Raw genomic sequence first — 18,152 nt, 5'->3', positions numbered from 1 at the left:
CGGTCCGAAGCCGGGAGGGTCAGGCGAGCGCGGCGTACCCGGGCTTGATGACGTCGTCGATCAGCGAGATCCGGGCGTCGAAATCGATGAAGGCGGATTTCATCGCGTTGATGGTGAACCAGCGGAAGTCGTCGATACCATAGCCGAACGTCTCGTGCAGCGCGGCGAATTCGCTGGTCATCGTGCATCCGCTCATCAGCCGGTTGTCCGTGTTCACGGTCACCCGGAACCGCAGCTTGGCGAGCAGGCCGATGGGGTGCTCGGCGATCGACCCGACCGTGCCTGTTTGGACGTTCGACGTCGGGCAGATCTCCAGGGGGATGCGGCGGTCGCGGACGTACGCGGCCAACCGTCCAAGGTGGACCGTGCCGTCCGCGTCGGTCTTGATGTCCTCGGCGATGCGCACGCCGTGCCCGAGCCGCTCGGCGCCACAGTGCTGAATGGCCTCCCAAATGGACGGCAAACCGAAGGCTTCGCCGGCATGAATGGTGAAATGCGCATTGTTCTGCCGCAAATACTCGAACGCGTCGAGATTGCGGGTCGGCGGGAATCCGTCTTCGGGACCGGCGATGTCGAACCCGGCGACACCGGCGTCGCGGTAGCGGACGGCGAGGTTCGCGATCTCGAGCGCCCGGGCGTGCTGGCGCATCGCGCAGAGCAACGTCCCGATGCGGATGCTGCCGCCGTTCGCGGCCACCCGCCGGGTGCCCTCCGTGAACCCCGCCTGGACGGCCTCGACCACCGCATCGAGTGACAGACCGCGTTCGACGAACAACTCCGGTGCGTAGCGCACCTCGGCGTAGACGACGCCGTCGGCGGCCAGGTCCTCCACCGCCTCCGCGGCGACCCTGACCAGCGCTTCCTCCGTCTGCATCACGCCGCAGGTGTGCGCGAAGGTCTCGAGGTAGGAAACGAGTGAGCCGGAGTCGGCCGCTCGGCGGAACCAGCTGCCCAGCTCGGCCGGGTCGGTGGTGGGCAGACCGGCATAACCGGTCGCGTCGGCGAGCTCGGCGACGGTGGCCGGGCGCAGGCCGCCGTCGAGGTGGTCGTGCAGCAGCACCTTGGGCGCGCGGCGGAGTGTCTCGGTGGGCAGAACAGGGCTTTCGTCAGGCATCCCCCAACGGTAACCTCGTTGTCATTCCCCTACATGGCCGTAACTCTCAGGCTCGGGCTAACCCTCAGCGTCGAGGATCATGTCCCGAATCGGCCATCCGGGGGCAGCCTCCGCAATAGCCTCTTCACGGGGGCCATACAGACAGCAATTTTTGCAATCGATAAGCTTCGTGGCACGTCCCTCCATTTCCCCGCCGACGAAGGACACACAGCAGTGACCACTGACAACCACATTGCCGCCCCGTCCTTCGACCGGATGCGCAACATGCTGGTGCGCGCGGCCGAAGTGCGTGAGAGCGAGCAGCAGCAGATCTTCGACGCGCTCGACGACATCTACGCCCGCCTCGCGCCGGTGGACTCGCTGGGCGCGGTCCGCAAGCGGCTGTCCGAGATGCCCGACCGCACCGAGGTCAGCGTCCTGGCCGAGCGCCTCGACGAGACGATGTCCCGCCTCGAGGCCCAGGACAACGCGATCGCCGCGCTGACCCGCGCCGTCGAGAGCATCGTCGACAAGCTCGCCAAGCCCTTCGCGCAGCTCGACGGCCGCCTCGACGGCGTCGCCGCGCGCTTCGAGGGCGTCGCCGGCCGGATGGACGGGCTCGAGGACAAGCTCCAGAACATCCACCGCCGGCTCGACGAGCTGGGCGGCCACCTGGACAAGCAGGACGCGAAGCTCGAGTCGCTGCCGCAGTCCGTGCACGGCCCGGTCCGCGAGCGGATCGAGCAGGCCGAGTCGACGCTGCGCGAGCGCGTCGACGCCACGGACCACGAGCTGCGCGGCAAGGTCGACGAACTCAGCCGCGTCACGCAGGAGCGGGTCGGCGAGCTGGGCCGCACGACGCACGAGCGCATCGACGCCAACACCGAGGCGCTCAAGGTCGCGCTGACCGAGACCGGCGAGATGATCGACGCGTCCGACCGGCTGGAGAACCTGGGCAACCGGCTCGAAACGGTCACCACCCGCCTGGACGACCTGGCCTCCCGCCTCGACAAGGTGGAGGACGGCTTCCTGTCCGGCATCGGCGACCTCGACGGCGCGCTCAAGGCCGGGCTGTCGAAGGTCGAAGGCACGCTGTCGAAGCAGCCGGACACCGACTCGGTGGACTCGCTGGTCCGCAGGAGCAACGACGAGAGCGTCCGCCGCATCGGCGGCCAGCTCGACGAGGCGATGGCGACGTTCGCGGAGCTGATGCTCGGCGGCGGCCCGGCGGTGCAGCAGATCGCCCCGCCCCCGCCGGCCCCGCGCCAGCCGCGCCGCAGCTCCCGCAACGGCCGCGCCCCGAAGCCGGCCGACGCGAAGGCCAAGACGGGCGAAGGCTCGGAAGAAGCCGCGGAGTAAGGCCCACGTGGAGAGCCCCCGCCGGGATCCGGCGGGGGCTTCTTCGTGCGTGGATGACGAGCGCGCAGGCCTCCGGCCCCCGTTTTCCAGCTTACCGGGCACCACCGACAGTTCCGGGCGGCTGCGGCAGCTCCATCGACGCTGGACGTTCACTCGACCGGGTGATCATCTTCGCGATGATCGTCACACGGAATCGGACCACCCCGGCATTTCGGGAGACGTCCCCTGGCGGTGATCTTCGCGACCCTCGTGGTCCGACTACGAGGGGACTCACCATGAAGACACCCAGAAGACTCGCGACGATCACCGCCGTCGCGGCCGGGCTCGCGCTGGCCGTCCCGGTCGCGGCCGAGGCCGGGACCGTCTCCGTCACCTGGGGTTGCGGGTCCATCGGCGGCCCCGCCGGGACCAAGACCTTCGAGATCACCGTGACCGCGCCCGCCACGGCCACCGCCGGGCAGACCGTCACCGTGCACGCCGGCATCACGCAGGTCGCGCCGGCGTGGGGCGGCGGTACCGAACCCGCCGGGAAATACACCGGCACCGTCGTGCTCGACGTCGGCGGCGCCACCACGGGGCGGGTCGACGCCACCGGGCTGACGAACCCCGTCATCGAGCCCGGCACGAGCTTCCGGCTGACCGGGGGCACCGGCCAGCTCACGCTGCCTGCCGCCGGGCCGGTCACCCTGGCGACGAGCAGCTACTTCCTCTACTACAGCACCGGCACCTTCATCATCGCCTGCGGTGGCAGCGGCGCCAAGCCGGTCGCCGCCACCATCCAGGTGTCCTAACCCCGGATCGTCTCCACGACGATCGGTCCCGGCTCCGGGGCCGAAGCGGCGATCGAGAACCCGCCTTCGAGCGCCGCCAAGGCCGCCGGGACCGCGTCCGGGGTGTCCGTGTGCAGCTCCAGCAACGGCTCACCCTCCGACACCGCGTCGCCGGGCTTGGCCAGGCACAACACCCCGGCCGCGGCCTGGACCGGATCCTCCTTGCGGGCCCGCCCGGCGCCCAGCCGCCAAGCCGCGACGCCCACCGCGTACGCGTCCAGTGATGCCAGCACGCCCGAAGCCGGCGCGACGACCGTGTGCACGTGGGCAGGCGTGGGCAGCGGCGCCGAAGGGTCACCGCCCTGGGCGGAGATCATCCGGCACCAGACTTCGTACGCCTCGCCCGAAGCCAGCACCGCCGCCGGGTCCGCGTCGAGACCCGCAAGAGCCAGCATCTCCCGCGCCAGAGCGAGAGTCAGCGAGACCACGTCGGAGGGCCCGCCGCCCTGGAGCACCGCGACCGACTCCGCGACCTCCACCGCGTTCCCGACCGCCCGCCCCAGCGGAACGTTCATGTCGGTCAGCAACGCCGTCGTCGGAACGCCGTGGTCGGCACCGATCGAGGTCAAGGCACCCGCCAGCGTCCGCGCCTGGTCGAGGGACTTCATGAACGCGCCGGACCCGAACTTCACGTCCAGGACCAGCCCCGACGCGCCTTCGGCGATCTTCTTGCTCATGATCGAGCTGGCGATCAGCGGGATCGACTCCACCGTCGAGGTCACGTCCCGCAGCGCGTACAGCTTCTTGTCCGCCGGCGCGAGCCCGGATGTCGCCGCGCAGACCACCGCGCCGACGTCTTCCAGCTGGGCCGCGATCTCCGCAGTGGACAGTGACGCCCGCCAGCCGGGAATCGACTCCAGCTTGTCGAGCGTCCCGCCCGTGTGGCCGAGCCCGCGGCCCGACAGCTGCGGCACCGCCGCGCCGCACGCCGCCACCAGCGGCGCCAGCGGCAGCGTGATCTTGTCGCCGACCCCGCCCGTCGAGTGCTTGTCCACCGTCGGCCGCGACACCGAAAGAGACAGCCGCTCGCCCGACGCGATCATCGCGTGCGTCCAGCGGGAGATCTCGGCCGAGGTCATCCCCCGCAGGAAGATCGCCATCGCCAGCGCCGACATCTGCTCCTCGGCGACCTCACCCCGGGTGTAGGCGTCGACGACCCAGTCGATCTGCTCGTCGGACAGCGTGCCGCCGTCGCGCTTGGTCCGGATGACGTCGACCGCCGCGAACCCGCTCACGGCAGGTCGTCCGGGCCGAAGGCGTCCGGCAGGACGTCGGACATCGGCAGGATCCCGCTCGGCGTGTCCACCAGGCACGAAGACCCGCCCAGCTCGAACAGGATCTGCCGGCACCGCCCGCACGGCATCAGCAGGTCACCGGCACCGCTGCGGCACGCCACGGCGACCAGGCGCCCGCCGCCGGACAACCGCAGCTGCCCGGCCATCGTGCATTCCGCGCACAGCCCGAGCCCGTAGGACGCGTTCTCGACGTTGCACCCGGTCACGACCCGGCCGTCGTCGACGATCCCGGCCACGCCGACGTGCAGCCCCGAATAAGGCGCGTACGCGTGGGAAGCCGCTTCGATCGCCTGGGAACGCAGAGCATCCCAATCCACAGTAGACACTCAGTCCTCCCCTCGCCGGTACGGCTGCCCGTCGGCCTTCGGCGGCCGCAGCCGCTGCGAGGCCACCGCCAGCACGATCAGCGTCACGAAGTGCGCGGTGTACGGGATCAGGTCCGACGGCAGCGTGTCGTTGGCCCAGTAGATCGCGTACAGCACGCCCGCGCCGACGACGCCGAGCCCGGCCGCGATCCACTGGCGGCGGAACAGCTGCACCACCACGATCACGGCGACCAGGATCACCGCGCCGTACAGCAGCGCAAGTACCGCTTCGCCGCCGCCGGCGAGCTGCAGGCCGTCCGCGTAGCCGAACAGCGCCGCGCCGCCGAGCAGGCCGCCCGGCCGCCAGTTGCCGAAGATCATCGCCGCGAGGCCGATGTACCCACGGCCGTTCGTCTGGTTCTCCAGGTAGTCCGCGCCGCCGCGCAGCAGCACCAGCGAGGCACCACCCATGCCGGCGAACGCGCCGGAGATGACCACGGCGACGTACTTGTGCAGGTAGACGTTCACGCCGAGCGACTCGGCCGCGACCGGGTTCTCGCCGCACGACCGCAGCCGCAGGCCGAAGCGCGTCCGCCAGAGGATCCAGAAGCTCACCGGCACCAGGATGATCGCGATCATCGTCAGCGGCGCCACCTCGGTGACCAGGCCGCGCAGGACGCCGGCGACGTCGGAGATCCCGACGCGCTGCTCCTTTTCCAGGTCGCCCAGCCAGTCCGAGAGGAACGTCGCCGAGTACGTGTCGAACTTCGGCACCACCGGCGACTGCCGCGGGTTGCCGGAGATCGGCGCGAAGATCAGGTTCGCCAGGTACTTCGTGACCCCGAGGCCGAGCAGGTTGATCGCGACACCGGAGACGATGTGGTTGACGTTGAACGTCACCGTCGCCACCGCGTGCAGCAGCCCGCCCAGCGCGCCGAACACGATCGCGGAGATCAGCCCGGCCCACACCCCGCCGTTGTACGAACCCCAGGCGGCGCCCCAGGTCCCGAGGATCATCATGCCCTCGAGCCCGATGTTGACCACACCCGCGCGCTCGGCCCACAGGCCACCCAAAGCACAGAGCAGGATCGGCAGCGCCAGGCGCAACGCCGTCTGCGCGGTGTTCGACGACGTCAGCGCGGCGACGCCGGTGGAGTACGACGCCGTCGAGATGACGGCGATGGCGACCACGGCCCAGATGACCCCGCGCAGCCAGCCGGGGATCCGGCCGCGGCGGCGCTGCTGCACCGGCATGGTCGAGCCGGATCCGGGAGCGACGTCGGTGATCACACCGCACCCCCTTCGGCGACCGAGGAACCCTTGCGGCCGGCGAGTGCCCGCCCGACCCTGCGTTGTTCGGCCGCGAGGTCGGCCCGGCGCACGATCTCGTACGCCACGACGACCGACAGCACGATGATGCCCTGCATGATCGTCGCGATCTCCTTGGACACGTTGATCTGCTCCAGCGACACCGCGGAGGTGTCGAGGAACGCCCACAGCAGCGCGCCGAGCGCGATGCCGCCGGGGTGGTTGCGGCCGAGCAGCGCGACCGCGATGCCGGTGAAGCCGTACATCTGGGTCGCGGTGATGCCGTAGCTGTAGTCGCGGCCGAGCAGCTCCGGCATGGCGACCAGACCGGCCACGCCACCGGAAAGCAGCATCGCGATCAGCGTCATCTTCTTGGCGCTGACCCCGCCCGCGGCCGCGGCGGTGGTCGATTCGCCGGACGCCTTGAGTTCGAAGCCGAACCGCGTGCGGTTGAGCATGAACCAGTAGGCCGCGCCGATGAGCGCGGCGATGACGACGAACCCGAACAGCGTGCCCGAGCCGAGCGGGATGCCCGGGATCCGGCCCGACGGCTCGATCACGCGGGTGCCGATGTTGTTGCCGCGCTGCACGCCGAACTGGTCGGCGTTGATGAGGAACGCGATGATGCCGGCGACGATCGCGTTGAGCATGATCGTCGAGATGACCTCGCTGACCCCGCGGGTCACCTTGAGGATCGCCGGGACCGCCGCGTAGGCCATGCCCGCGACGACCGCGACCAGCAGGATCGCGATCACGTGGATGACCGGCGGCAGTTTCATCGCGCCGCCGGCGATGGCCGCGACGACGGCGGCGAAGCGGTACTGGCCCTCGACCCCGATGTTGAACAGGTTCATCTGGAAGCCGATGGCCACCGCGAGCCCGGACAGGTAGTAGACCGTCGCCAGGTTCACCGTGTCGACCGCGGTCGAGCCCTTGAACATCTGGCCGATCATCGTGCCGTACGCCTGCAGCGGGTCGGCCCCGGAGATGATCAGCGCGATCGCCGACAGCAGCACGGCGAACACGATCGCCAGCAGCGGCGGCAGCAGTTTCGTGCGCCAGGAGGTCATTCTTCGTCACCCTCCCCGGCACCGGTCATCGCGGAGCCGAGTTCCTGCGGGGTCACCGTGGCGGGGTCGGCCTCGCTCACGAGGCGCCCGCGCAGCATGACCCGGATCGTGTCGGACAGGCCGATCAGCTCGTCGAGGTCGGCGGAGATCAGCAGCACGGCGAGCCCGGCGGCGCGGGCCTGGCGGATCTGCTCCCAGATCAGCGCCTGCGCGCCGACGTCGACCCCGCGCGTCGGGTGCGAGGCCACCAGCAGCACCGGGTTGCCGGACAGCTCCCGCCCGACGATCAGTTTCTGCTGGTTGCCGCCCGAGAGCGCCGCGGCCGGGACGTCGATGCCCGGCGTCCGGACGTCGTAGTCGCGGACGATCCGCTCGGTGTCGGCGCGGGCGCCGGCGATGTCGAGCAACTGTCCTTTGGAGACCGGTTCGCGGGTCTGGTAGCCGAGGATCCGGTTGACCCACAACGGCTGCGTGAGCAGCAGGCTGTGCCGGGTGCGGTCCTCGGCGATGTAGCCGATGCCGGCTTCGCGCCGGGCCAGCGTGCCGGCCTTTGTGATGTCTCGGGCCTCGCCGTCGGCGTCGACCAGCTCGATCGTGCCGCCGGACGGCTTGCGCATGCCCATGATCGTCTCGACGAGCTCGGTCTGGCCGTTGCCCTCGACGCCGGCGATGCCGAGCACCTCACCCGCGTGCACGGTGAAGGAGACGTCGTCGAGCGCGTTGCGGTCCGAGCCCTCCGCGCCCAGCGTCAGCCCGGACAGCCGCAGCACCGCGCGGTCGGTGACGGTGGACTCGCGGGTCTCCGGGCTGGGCAGCTCCGACCCGACCATCATCTCCGCGAGCTGGCGGGAGGTGATGGTCTTCGGGTCGGCGGTGCCGACGGTCGTGCCGCGCCGGATCACCGTGACGGTGTCGGCGATCGCCCGGACCTCGTCGAGCTTGTGCGAGATGAAGAGGAACGTGTAACCGCCGGCCTTCATCTCCCGCACGGTGTCGAAGAGCGCGTCGACCTCCTGCGGGACCAGCACGGCGGTCGGCTCGTCCAGGATGATGATCTTCGCCCCGCGGTAGAGCACCTTGACGATCTCGACGCGCTGGCGGTCGGCCACGCCGAGCTCCTCCAGCAGCGTCTCCGGCTTGGCGTGCAGGCCGGTCCGCTCGGCGAGCTCGGCCAGCCGCGCGCGGGCGGCGCGGCCGATGCCGTGCAGACCCTCGGCGCCGAGGAAGACGTTCTCGCCTACGGTCAGGTTGTCGGCGAGCATGAAGTGCTGGTGCACCATGCCGATGCCGGCGCGGATGGCGTCCTGCGGGTTGCGCAGTTTCACCTCTTCGCCGTTGATCGCGATGGTGCCCTCGTCCGGCGGCTGCATGCCGTACAGGATCTTCATCAGGGTGGACTTGCCGGCGCCGTTCTCGCCACAGATGGCGTGCACCTCGCCGGCGGCGACGGTGAGGTTGACGTCGGAGTTGGCCACCACTCCCGGGAACCGTTTGGTGATCCCGGTCAGCTGGACGGCGGGGGCGCCCCGGTCGGGGACGGCCTCGGCCGGGGCCTCGGCAGTGCTCATGGGCGGGAGGATTCCATATCTTCCAAACGCGTGAGGGCTCGGAGGGAAAATCCCTCCGAGCCCCGTCCGCGTTGTCAGTTACTTCTGCGGCTTGTCCGAAACGGTGATCGCGCCCGAGATGATCTGGGCCTTGTACCCGTCGAGGACGTCCTTGATGTCGTCGACCTTGCCGCCGGAGGTGGCGTAGCCGACGCCGTCGACCTTGAGGTCGAAGCGCTTCGGCAGGGTCGTCAGGTCGTTCTTGGCGACGGCCTGGATGTAGTCGAACACCGCGACGTCGACGCGCTTGAGCATGGACGTGATGATGACGTCCTTGTCGGCCGCGACGGTCTTCTGGTTGTACTGGTCGGAGTCGACGCCGATGGCCAGCGCGTTGCCCGCCTTCGCGGCGTCGAAGACACCCTTACCCGAGGCGCCGGCGGCGTGGTAGATCACGTCCGCGCCCTTCGCGATCTCGGCCGCGGCCTTCGCGTTGCCCTTCGGCGGGTCCTGGAACCCGGAGAAGTCACCGGCCGGGGTGAGGTACTCGTCCTCGATCTTGATCTTGGACGAAACCGTCTTCGCGCCCTGCAGGAAGCCGGCCTCGAACTTCTGGATCAGCGGGGTGTTGACACCGCCGACGAAGCCGATGTGGCAGCTCTTGCTCTTGTACGCGGCGGCGACGCCGGCCAGGAACGAGCCCTGCTCCTCGGCGAAGACCAGCGGCGTCACGTTCGGCAGCTGGATCGAGTCGTCGTCGACGATCGCGAACTTCGTGTTCGGGTACTTGGCGGCGACGGCCTTGACCGAGTCGGCGTAGGCGAAGCCGACCGCGACGATCGGGTTCAGGCCCTGCGAAGCCATCTGCTCGAGGCGCTGCTGCTTGGCCGACTCGGCCTCGCTGGCCGACGCGGTGCTCTCGCTGACCGTCGTCACGCCGAGGTCGGACTTCGCCTTGTCGGTGCCCGCGGCGGCGGCGTCGTTGAACGACGCGTCACCCCGGCCGCCGACGTCGAAGGCCAGGCCGATCTTCAGCTTGCTGCCGTCGACCTTCTCGCCGGCCGCGGCCGAGCTGCTGGCGGCGGCGGGCGCCGCGGGCGGCTTCTGCGCGGTGACGCAGTCGGAACCGCCCGTCGAGGCCGCGGTGTTGTTCGAGCTGTTACCACCGCCGGAATCCTTGGCGCACCCGGCCAGGGTGAGCACCCCGGCCATGGCCGCGGCGGCCAGCGCGGTTCCACGCATGCGACGCAACGTGTGTCTCCCTCCCCGCTGATCCAGCGGATGGTCAAGGGCACGGCCCGGCCCTACTGCCGGGTCGACCGCCAGACCGTACCCGGCGGACAGGAATGCGCCATAGGAAAGGCACGCTACGTAACACAAACGTTTACTCACGAGTCGCGCGCGCGACTGATCGGACACCAGCTGTGATCATCCGATCGGCCCAGCGATCCGCGCGGAAACGGGCTGCTTGAGGCCACCATCAGGGTCTTTTGTGCCCCGATGGTGGCCTCAAGCAGCCATTCGGGGTGTTCAGGGGCAGGCGGACGCCCCCGGCGGGGCGAGGCAGAGACGCGCGGTGAATCCGCCGTTCGCGGCCACCGGGACGGTGAGGACCCCGCCGGACGTCACGCGCTGTGTCGTGACCAGGAGCTGCCCGTCGGCGCCGTCGCCGGACACCTCGGCCAGCCAATCACCCGGAGGGAGGAACCCCAGGGGTGCGTCGAGCCGCGTCGCCGGCCCGGCCTGCAGCGCTCCGACGTACCACTGCGCGCCGCTTCGGCGGGCGATGACCGCGAGCTTCCTCGGGTCGCCGGCCAGCAGCTTCGTGTCGTCCCACGCCGTCGGGATGCCCTTGAGCAGCCGCTCGGCGACGGGGTGGGCGTCGTAGCTCGCGACGCTGTCCGCGAAGTGCTGGACGCCGGACTCGAACAGCACGCTCAGGGCCAGCTCGCCGCCGTCGCTGGTCGGCCGGACGCCGGTGAAGGTCACCGGCGTGAAGTCCATCGAGCCGGACAGGTTCCGCGTGAACGGCAGCGTCAGGTAGTGCTCGATCGGGAACGGCACGCGCCCCGGCTTCGGCTTCGTGCCCTCGGCGCCCTTCACCGCCTCGACGCTGAGCACGTTCGGCCAGGTCCGCTGGATGCCCCGCGGGATCGGCGCGCCGTGGAAGTTCACCATCAGGTGGTACTTCGCGGCCGCCGCGAGCACCGCGTCGTACCAGCGGGTGCGGTCCTGCCGTTCGGACTCGACGAAGTCGATCTTCAGGCCGGCCACGCCCCAGTCGGCGTACTGCTTGAAGTTCTTCTCGCGCTCGCTGTCGGTGTCGGTGATCTTCGCGTCGGCCCAGAGCCAGATGCCGACACCGCGTTGCCTGGCGTAGGCGACCAGGTCGGGCACCCAGGCGGCGTTCCAGCCCGAGTCGACGAGGTCGTACGCCCAGCCCTCCTTCGCCGCGAGGTCGACGTACTTCTCCTGCAGCGCCAGATCGCCGGTGCCTTCCGACCACCACGACCACGCCCCCGCGCCGGGCTTGATCCACGAGGTGTCGGCGATCTTCGAGGGGCTCGCGAGGTCGGTGCTGAGGTCGGACTGGGTGACGGTGGCCAGGTCGCCGACGATCATCGCGCGCCACGGCGTGGCGAGAGGGCCCTTCGCGACTTCCGCCGGGTCGCCGAGGGTCAGCTGGAAACGGTGCTGCGGGGTGAGCGTCAGCCGGGAGCCCGCGTAGCTGCCGTTCAGGTCGGATTCGAGGACCGACAGCCAGGTGTCACCGACGTGGAACAGCGCCGGATAGCCGTACTCGACGGGGTCCTGCTGCGCGACCGGCTTGTGGACGTGGATGCTCTCGTAGTCGCTGCGGCCGTTGTCGAACGGCAGCAGGAAGGAGTCCGCGGCCGGCGGGACGGCGAACTCCGACGCCTCGCGGATGACCGTCACCCACTTCGGGGTGTCGAAGACGTACCGGTAGGCGACACCGTCGCGGGAGACCCGGAAGACGACGGCGAACGCGCCACCGGGCCCCTTGACGTCCAGCGTGGTTTCGGCGGCGTCGTAGGTGTGCCGCAAACGTTTGCCGGAGGTCGTCGGGTACTCGTCGTGGACCGGCTTCTGCGTGAACCCGGTGACCTTCAACCCCTGGGTGAGGTCACCGTTCGCCGTCTCGACGCCGAGCGCGGACGGCTCGAGCACCGTCGTCGCGCCGCGGGTGACCGACAACGTGAGCCTGCCCCGGTCGAGGGCGATGTGCGCTTCGGGCGTGGGCGCGAACGACGTGCCCGGCGCGGTGAGCGTCCAGGACGTCACGGGCGCGGGCTGCCCGGCGGCGGGCAACCCGGCCAAAGCCACCCCGACGGCCAAGGCAACGGCCGGCAGTGTCTTCATGAGAAGTCCCTTCAGGCGCAGGTGAGCCGGGCGGCGGCCCAGTCGCTGCGGTCGTAGGAGTTGCCGTCGCCGCCGTCGGTGACGACCAGCCGCAGGTACTGCGCGCCGTGCAGGTCCGCGGCGAGCGGCGTCGCCGGGTCCTGCCAGGTGCGGAGCCCGGTCGAGGCGGCCTTCGCCCCGTCCGCGTAGACCTCGAACGTCGCCGAGCCCTGCTTGTTCGTCGCCTCGCGCTCGTCGTCCACACCGACGTCCGCGGTGAACGCCGTGCAGTGGCCGCCCAGGTAGAAGACGACTTCGCTCGGCGCGTGCGCCCCGAGGCCCTTCGGGTAGACGACACCGTTGATGGTCAGCGGCTTGCCGTCGCCGGCCGGGATGCTGCCGTTGGACATGTCCCGCTCGACCGGGCCGTAGCCGTTCTTCTCCGCCGCCCAGCGCAGGTCGCTCGCCCACGCGGGCGCCGTCGGCGGCGCGGCCGGCACGGTCAGCTGCTGTTCACCGGACCAGGTGACCTGCCCGAACCCGAGCGCGCGGTAGGTGACGCCGCCGCGCAGCACCGCCGTCGTGCCCTCGGTCCCGGACGGCGGGGTCACCCGCCAGCGCCCGGCCGCGGTCTCGCCGGTCCCGAGGACGAGCTTCCGCGGCCGCGCCACCTGCTCGACCCGCCAGCCCGCGGGCGCGGTCAGCGTGACCCGCGGGTCGAACACCGGGACGCGGCCTTCGTCGGTGGCGGACACCGTGACCTCGAACGGCTTCCCGGCGGGCGTGATCTCCCCCGGGACGCCGGGCACCGGCGCGGCGACCTCGATGCCGGTGCTCACCAGCGGCGCGTTCCGCCACCACGAGCCGCCCGCGTGCACCCGGTAGACGGCCGTCGCGTGCGGCGGGACGACCGCGGAGATCCGGCCCGCCGTCTGCAGGTCGCGGTGGGCCCAGAGGTCGCGGGCGGTGTACCCGGCGGCCTGCGGCAGCCCGGCGGCGGCCGTGGTGGTGGCGATCGTCGCACTCGACGTCGTCTCGTTGAACAGCGCGATCGCCACGTCACCGTTCGCGAGGGGTTTGGCGAACACCCAGCGTCCGTCCTGGTTGGACACCACCCGGGCCTGGACGCCACGGCGGTCCTGGTCGAGCGCGATGACTTCGGCGTTGCGCAGGACGTCGAAGTTCTCCGGCGACACCTTGCGCAGGTCGGCGCCGATGAGCAGCGGGGCGGCCATCATCGCCCACAGCGAGAAGTGCGAGCGGTACTCCTCGGTCGTCATCCCGCCGTTGCCCACCTCGAGCATGTCGGGATCGTTCCAGTGCCCCGGCCCGGCGTACGGCGCCAGCGGCGCGTTCGCCTTGAGGATCTGCAGCATCTTGGCCCAGTTGTCCTTGATGTCGCCGGTGGTCCGCCAGAGGTGCCCGACGTCGGCCCCCCACGTCCACGGCTTGTTCTCGCCCCACTCGCAGAGCGAGTACACGATCGGGCGGCCGGTCTTCTTCAGCGCGTCGCGCATCTTCGTGTAGCGCTCGAGCGCCGGACGGCCCTGGTTGTTGCAGTTGTCGTACTTGAGGTAGTCGACGCCCCAGTCCGCGAACGTCTGCGCGTCGACGTCCTCGTGGTCGAGCGCACCCGGCTGGGTCTTGGCGCAGGTCACGGTGCCCGCGCTGGTGTAGATGCCGAACTTGAGGCCCTTCGCGTGGACGTAGTCGGCCAGTGCCTTGATGCCGCTCGGGAACCGGGCCTTGTTCGCCTGCATGCGCCCGTCGGCGTCGCGGGCCGGCTCGGCCCAGCAGTCGTCGACGTTGACGTACTCGTAGCCGGCGGCCTTGAGTCCTTTGTCGACGAAGATGTCGGCGGTGTCGCGGATGATCTGCTCGTCCACGGCGCAGCCGGTGGTGTTCCAGTTGTTGAAGCCCATCGGCGGCGTCAGCGCCAGCCCGTCGGGCAGTGCCTGCGCGGGCGTGACCGACACCACGGGCAGCAGGGCCGCGACGGCGATCACCAGGCCGAGTCGTCGCACCAGAACGTCACCCCATCGTGAGAGATCCGATGTTTGCCCGAGCGACGCTAGGGACGGCATCGCAGATGGTCAATAACCACCGGAATCCACCAGCCGTTCGGCGTAGCGCATCAGATATCAGATCTCTCAGAGGTCTGATGACCGGTGAGCGGGACGACCAAAGCCGTCGCGCCGCCGAGTGCGCTGCACCACACCGCCGGGTGGCGGTGCGGGAGTGCCGGTGTCTGGTCCATCACAGAGGGGAACCCGGAGGTGAGCCGCATTCCGGGTGCGGGTCTAGCATCCGATTCATCCAGGCTCGATGACGTTGATCTCGGCACAGCCGCCGTTCCCGCGGCGACAGCGGACCTCACCGGCCACCGGGCGCACAGTCAGACGTTGGAGGCCGTTCACCGATGTCCACCACGGCGAGCACTGCCACAGCGGCAGAGGCGAGCGATCGGGCGGGTGCCTCACGCCGGCAGGGGACCTTCTACCGGGGCGACCCCGGCATGTGGTCCTGGGTGCTGCACCGCATCACCGGCGTGCTCACTTTCTTCTTCCTGTTCGTGCACGTGCTCGACACCGCGCTGGTGCGCGTGTCGCCGAACACCTACGACCAGGTCATCGAGACCTACAAGACGCCGCTGGTCAACCTCCTGGAGGTCGGCCTCGTCGGCGCGGTGCTGTTCCACGCCCTGAACGGCATCCGCGTCATGCTGGTCGACTTCTGGTCGAAGGGCCCGAAGCTGCAGAAGGCGATGCTGTGGGTCATCGGCGTCGTCTGGGTCGTCGTGATGGTCCCCGGTGCGTTCTTCATGCTGAAGCGCACCGCCGAGACGCTCTTCGGGGGTAACTGACATGGCCGACCTCGCGCTCGCGAACCCGCGCACGCCGAAGCGGCCCGCCGCGCGCCGGAGCAACTTCGAGCTCTACAGCTGGCTGTTCATGCGGATCTCCGGGCTCGTCCTGGTCATCCTGGTGCTCGGCCACCTGCTGATCATGAACATCCTCGACGGCGGCGTGCACCGCATCAACTGGGGCTTCGTCGCCGGCCGCTGGGCCTCGCCGTTCTGGCAGTTCTGGGACCTGCTGATGCTGTGGCTCGCCGAGATCCACGGCGGCAACGGGCTGCGCACGATCATCGACGACTACGCCCGCAAGGACAGCACGCGGTTCTGGCTGAAGATCCTGCTGTACGTCTCGATGGTGCTCATCCTGGCCGTCGGCACGATGGTGATCTTCACGTTCGACCCGAACATGCCCGCGAACTAACGCCACGGAGTTCTCCCACCATGCAGTTCCACAAGTACGACGTGGTGATCGTCGGTGCCGGCGGCGCCGGCATGCGCGCGGCCATCGAGTCCGGCCAGCGCGCCCGCACCGCGGTCCTCACCAAGCTCTACCCGACCCGGTCCCACACCGGCGCGGCCCAGGGCGGCATGTGCGCCGCGCTGGCGAACGTCGAAGAGGACAACTGGGAGTGGCACACCTTCGACACGGTCAAGGGCGGCGACTACCTCGTCGACCAGGACGCCGCGGAGATCATGGCCAAGGAGGCCATCGACGCGGTGCTGGACCTGGAGAAGATGGGCCTGCCGTTCAACCGCACGCCCGAAGGCAAGATCGACCAGCGCCGCTTCGGCGGGCACACGCGTGACCACGGCAAGGCCGCGGTGCGCCGCGCCTGCTACGCCGCGGACCGCACCGGCCACATGATCCTGCAGACGCTGTACCAGAACTGCGTCAAGTACGGCACGGAGTTCTTCAACGAGTTCTACGTGCTCGACCTGATCCTGTCGGAGGACTCCGAGGGGAACCCGGTCGCGTCCGGTGTCGTGGCCTACGAGCTGGCCACCGGCGAGCTGCACGTCTTCCAGGCGAAGTCGATCGTGTTCGCCACCGGCGGCGCGGGCAAGATCTTCAAGACCACGTCGAACGCGCACACGTTGACGGGTGACGGCCTCGGCATCATCTTCCGCAAGGGCCTCCCGCTGGAGGACATGGAGTTCTTCCAGTTCCACCCGACCGGCCTCGCGGGCCTGGGGATCCTGATCTCGGAAGCCGTCCGCGGCGAGGGCGGGATCCTGCGCAACGCGTCCGGCGAGCGGTTCATGGAGCGCTACGCCCCCACCATCAAGGACCTCGCGCCGCGCGACATCGTGGCGCGCTCGATGGTGCAGGAAGTGCTGCAGGGCCGGGGTTGCGGCCCGAACAAGGACTACGTCGTCCTCGACGTCACGCACCTGCCGGTCGAGGTCCTCGAGACCAAGCTGCCGGACATCACCGAGTTCTCCCGGACGTACCTGGGCGTCGACCCGGTGAAGGAGCCGGTGCCGGTGTTCCCGACCTGCCACTACGTGATGGGCGGGATCCCGACCAACGTGCACGGCGAAGCGTTGCGTGACAACGAGAACGTCATCCCGGGCCTGTACGCGGCGGGCGAGGTCGCGTGCGTGTCCGTGCACGGCTCGAACCGCCTGGGCACGAACTCGCTCCTGGACATCAACGTGTTCGGCCGCCGCGCCGGCATCGCCGCGGCGGAGTATGCGCTGGCCCACGAGCACGTCGAGCTGCCGGACAACCCGACCGCGCTGGTCGAGGAGCAGCTGGCGGGCCTGCTGTCGGAGCACGGCGACGAGCGCGTCGCCGACATCCGCAAGGAAATGCAGCAGACGATGGACTCCCACGCGTCGGTGTACCGGACCGAGGACACGCTGAAGCAGGCGCTGACCGACGTCCAGGCGCTGAAGGAGCGCTACCAGCGGATCACGGTGTCGGACAAGGGCAAGCGGTACAACACGGATCTGCTGGAAGCCGTCGAGCTGGGCTTCCTGCTGGAGCTGGCCGAGGTCCTGGTCGTGGGCGCACTGGCCCGCAAGGAGTCCCGCGGCGGCCACGCCCGCGAGGACTACCCGACCCGCGACGACACGAACTTCATGCGGCACACCATGGCCTACAAGCAGGGCTCGGGTCTGTCGTCCGACATCCGGCTGGACTACAAGCCGGTCACCTTCACCCGCTACGAGCCGATGGAGCGGAAGTACTGATGACCACCGCTACTGCCGAGTCGGATGTCGCCGCTTCCGACGAGCACACCCCGATCACCGTCACGCTGAAGATCCTGCGGTTCAACCCGGAGGTGGATTCGGAGCCGCACTGGGAGTCCTACGACGTCCCGGCCCAGCGCACGGACCGCCTCCTGAACCTGCTGTTCTACGTCAAGGACTACATCGACGGAACGTTCTCGTTCCGTCGCTCGTGCGCGCACGGCGTGTGCGGGTCCGACGCGATGCAGATCAACGGGATCAACCGGCTCGCCTGCAAGGTTCTGATGAAGGACCTGCTGGAGAAGAACGGCAAGAAGACCACGATCACGATCGCGCCGATCAAGGGCCTGACGACGTTGAAGGACCTGTACGTCGACATGGACCCGTTCTTCGAGGCGTACCGGGCGATCAAGCCGTACCTGATCACGTACGGCAACGAGCCGACGCGCGAGCGGATCCAGTCCCAGGCGGACCGGGATCGCTTCGACGACACGACGAAGTGCATCCTTTGTGCGTGCTGCACGTCCTCGTGCCCGGTGTACTGGAACGACGGGTCGTACTTCGGCCCGGCGGCGATCGTGAACGCCCACCGGTTCATCTTCGACTCCCGTGACGAGGGGGCGGAGGAGCGGCTGGACATCCTCAATGACGGTGAGGGTGTTTGGCGGTGCCGGACGACGTTCAACTGCACGGATGCTTGCCCGCGCGGGATCCAGGTGACGAAGGCGATTCAGGAAGTTAAGCGGGCGCTGCTGTTCAAGCGCGTTTGAGGTCTTCGGGGAAGGCCCTCCGGCGGATGGAGCCGGAGGGCCTTTCTTTTGTCGCGGGTCGTCAACCGGCGGCCGGCAGCGGAAGGCGACCAACGACGTCACCAGACCTCCCCCGCCCCTCATCCTCAGCCTTCCCTTCAGCCGGCGGTCGGGTTTGTCAAG

General features: G+C 69.6%; 15 protein-coding genes. 6 read left to right on the top strand and 9 right to left on the bottom strand.

Annotation, left to right across the window (positions count from 1 at the left end):
• Positions 1 to 19 precede the first annotated feature (19 nt).
• Complete coding sequence (locus AB0J55_RS31140) at positions 20 to 1,114, bottom strand: adenosine deaminase (protein ID WP_364256374.1); 1,095 nt, start codon at positions 1,112 to 1,114, stop codon at positions 20 to 22.
• Between the two features lie 213 nt (positions 1,115 to 1,327).
• On the opposite strand from AB0J55_RS31140, the gene AB0J55_RS31135 reads away from it, so the two are divergent.
• Positions 1,328 to 2,452 carry a PA containing protein gene (locus tag AB0J55_RS31135; protein WP_364256371.1) on the top strand — a complete coding sequence of 375 codons (1,125 nt, stop codon included), beginning with the start codon at positions 1,328 to 1,330 and terminating at the stop codon, positions 2,450 to 2,452.
• A 275-nt stretch (positions 2,453 to 2,727) separates the two neighbouring features.
• The gene (locus AB0J55_RS31130) at positions 2,728 to 3,243 is read left to right on the top strand and encodes a hypothetical protein (protein WP_364256368.1); all 516 of its coding nucleotides are present in this window, start codon (positions 2,728 to 2,730) and stop codon (positions 3,241 to 3,243) included.
• On the opposite strand, the gene AB0J55_RS31125 is transcribed toward AB0J55_RS31130, so the two are convergent.
• The 8 genes from AB0J55_RS31125 to AB0J55_RS31090 form a co-directional block, all read right to left on the bottom strand.
• On the bottom strand, positions 3,240 to 4,517 hold the full coding sequence (locus tag AB0J55_RS31125) for a thymidine phosphorylase (protein ID WP_364256365.1): 1,278 nt from the start codon (positions 4,515 to 4,517) through the stop codon (positions 3,240 to 3,242). The two genes, AB0J55_RS31130 and AB0J55_RS31125, sit on opposite strands and share 4 nt — an antisense overlap.
• A complete protein-coding gene (locus tag AB0J55_RS31120) occupies positions 4,514 to 4,903 on the bottom strand; it encodes a cytidine deaminase (protein WP_033261417.1) in 390 nt (129 codons plus the stop codon). The genes AB0J55_RS31125 and AB0J55_RS31120 overlap by 4 nt, the downstream gene beginning before the upstream one ends.
• Positions 4,904 to 6,136: an ABC transporter permease gene (locus AB0J55_RS31115; RefSeq protein WP_364257045.1), complete on the bottom strand. Its 1,233-nt coding sequence runs from the start codon at positions 6,134 to 6,136 to the stop codon at positions 4,904 to 4,906. It lies immediately after the preceding gene.
• A gap of 32 nt (positions 6,137 to 6,168) precedes the next feature.
• Positions 6,169 to 7,260 (bottom strand): ABC transporter permease, encoded by a 1,092-nt coding sequence (locus AB0J55_RS31110; RefSeq protein ID WP_364256362.1) that lies wholly within the window; start codon positions 7,258 to 7,260, stop codon positions 6,169 to 6,171.
• Positions 7,257 to 8,828: an ABC transporter ATP-binding protein gene (locus AB0J55_RS31105; RefSeq protein ID WP_364256359.1), complete on the bottom strand. Its 1,572-nt coding sequence runs from the start codon at positions 8,826 to 8,828 to the stop codon at positions 7,257 to 7,259. Before AB0J55_RS31105 ends, AB0J55_RS31110 begins: the two co-directional genes overlap by 4 nt.
• A 78-nt stretch (positions 8,829 to 8,906) precedes the next feature.
• Positions 8,907 to 10,049 carry a BMP family ABC transporter substrate-binding protein gene (locus AB0J55_RS31100; protein ID WP_364256356.1) on the bottom strand — a complete coding sequence of 381 codons (1,143 nt, stop codon included), beginning with the start codon at positions 10,047 to 10,049 and terminating at the stop codon, positions 8,907 to 8,909.
• A 288-nt stretch (positions 10,050 to 10,337) separates the two neighbouring features.
• Entirely contained in the window at positions 10,338 to 12,188 is a 1,851-nt protein-coding gene (locus AB0J55_RS31095) for a glycoside hydrolase family 97 catalytic domain-containing protein (RefSeq protein WP_364256353.1), read from the bottom strand.
• An 11-nt stretch (positions 12,189 to 12,199) separates the two neighbouring features.
• On the bottom strand, positions 12,200 to 14,173 hold the full coding sequence (locus AB0J55_RS31090; RefSeq protein ID WP_364257042.1) for an NPCBM/NEW2 domain-containing protein: 1,974 nt from the start codon (positions 14,171 to 14,173) through the stop codon (positions 12,200 to 12,202).
• A gap of 413 nt (positions 14,174 to 14,586) precedes the next feature.
• On the opposite strand from AB0J55_RS31090, the gene sdhC reads away from it, so the two are divergent.
• Genes sdhC through AB0J55_RS31070 form a run of 4 tightly spaced genes read left to right on the top strand, consistent with a single transcriptional unit; the run spans position 14,587 to position 17,990 of the window.
• Positions 14,587 to 15,030, top strand: coding sequence for a succinate dehydrogenase, cytochrome b556 subunit (gene sdhC, locus AB0J55_RS31085; protein ID WP_364256350.1), 444 nt, complete (start codon positions 14,587 to 14,589; stop codon positions 15,028 to 15,030).
• A gap of 1 nt (position 15,031) precedes the next feature.
• Positions 15,032 to 15,445, top strand: coding sequence for a succinate dehydrogenase hydrophobic membrane anchor subunit (locus AB0J55_RS31080; RefSeq protein WP_364256347.1), 414 nt, complete (start codon positions 15,032 to 15,034; stop codon positions 15,443 to 15,445).
• Between the two features lie 20 nt (positions 15,446 to 15,465).
• Positions 15,466 to 17,220: a succinate dehydrogenase flavoprotein subunit gene (gene sdhA, locus AB0J55_RS31075; protein ID WP_364256344.1), complete on the top strand. Its 1,755-nt coding sequence runs from the start codon at positions 15,466 to 15,468 to the stop codon at positions 17,218 to 17,220.
• Positions 17,220 to 17,990: a succinate dehydrogenase iron-sulfur subunit gene (locus tag AB0J55_RS31070; RefSeq protein ID WP_364256342.1), complete on the top strand. Its 771-nt coding sequence runs from the start codon at positions 17,220 to 17,222 to the stop codon at positions 17,988 to 17,990. The genes sdhA and AB0J55_RS31070 overlap by 1 nt, the downstream gene beginning before the upstream one ends.
• Positions 17,991 to 18,152 lie beyond the last annotated feature (162 nt).

It is taken from the genome of Amycolatopsis sp. NPDC049688 (genome assembly GCF_040674975.1).
Classification (GTDB): Bacteria; Actinomycetota; Actinomycetes; order Mycobacteriales; family Pseudonocardiaceae; genus Amycolatopsis.
Note: the sequence above shows the minus strand (reverse complement) of the source record. Positions and strands in the feature narration are given on the sequence as shown.

Coding starts and splice junctions, on each gene's coding strand:
- AB0J55_RS31140 (WP_364256374.1), bottom strand. CDS start 1,114: ATGCCTGACGAAAGCCCTGTTCTGCCCACCGAGACACTCCGCCGCGCG.
- AB0J55_RS31130 (WP_364256368.1), top strand. CDS start 2,728: ATGAAGACACCCAGAAGACTCGCGACGATCACCGCCGTCGCGGCCGGG.
- AB0J55_RS31115 (WP_364257045.1), bottom strand. CDS start 6,136: ATGCCGGTGCAGCAGCGCCGCCGCGGCCGGATCCCCGGCTGGCTGCGC.
- AB0J55_RS31110 (WP_364256362.1), bottom strand. CDS start 7,260: ATGACCTCCTGGCGCACGAAACTGCTGCCGCCGCTGCTGGCGATCGTG.
- AB0J55_RS31105 (WP_364256359.1), bottom strand. CDS start 8,828: ATGAGCACTGCCGAGGCCCCGGCCGAGGCCGTCCCCGACCGGGGCGCC.
- AB0J55_RS31100 (WP_364256356.1), bottom strand. CDS start 10,049: ATGCGTGGAACCGCGCTGGCCGCCGCGGCCATGGCCGGGGTGCTCACC.
- AB0J55_RS31095 (WP_364256353.1), bottom strand. CDS start 12,188: ATGAAGACACTGCCGGCCGTTGCCTTGGCCGTCGGGGTGGCTTTGGCC.
- sdhC (WP_364256350.1), top strand. CDS start 14,587: ATGTCCACCACGGCGAGCACTGCCACAGCGGCAGAGGCGAGCGATCGG.
- AB0J55_RS31080 (WP_364256347.1), top strand. CDS start 15,032: ATGGCCGACCTCGCGCTCGCGAACCCGCGCACGCCGAAGCGGCCCGCC.
- sdhA (WP_364256344.1), top strand. CDS start 15,466: ATGCAGTTCCACAAGTACGACGTGGTGATCGTCGGTGCCGGCGGCGCC.
- AB0J55_RS31070 (WP_364256342.1), top strand. CDS start 17,220: ATGACCACCGCTACTGCCGAGTCGGATGTCGCCGCTTCCGACGAGCAC.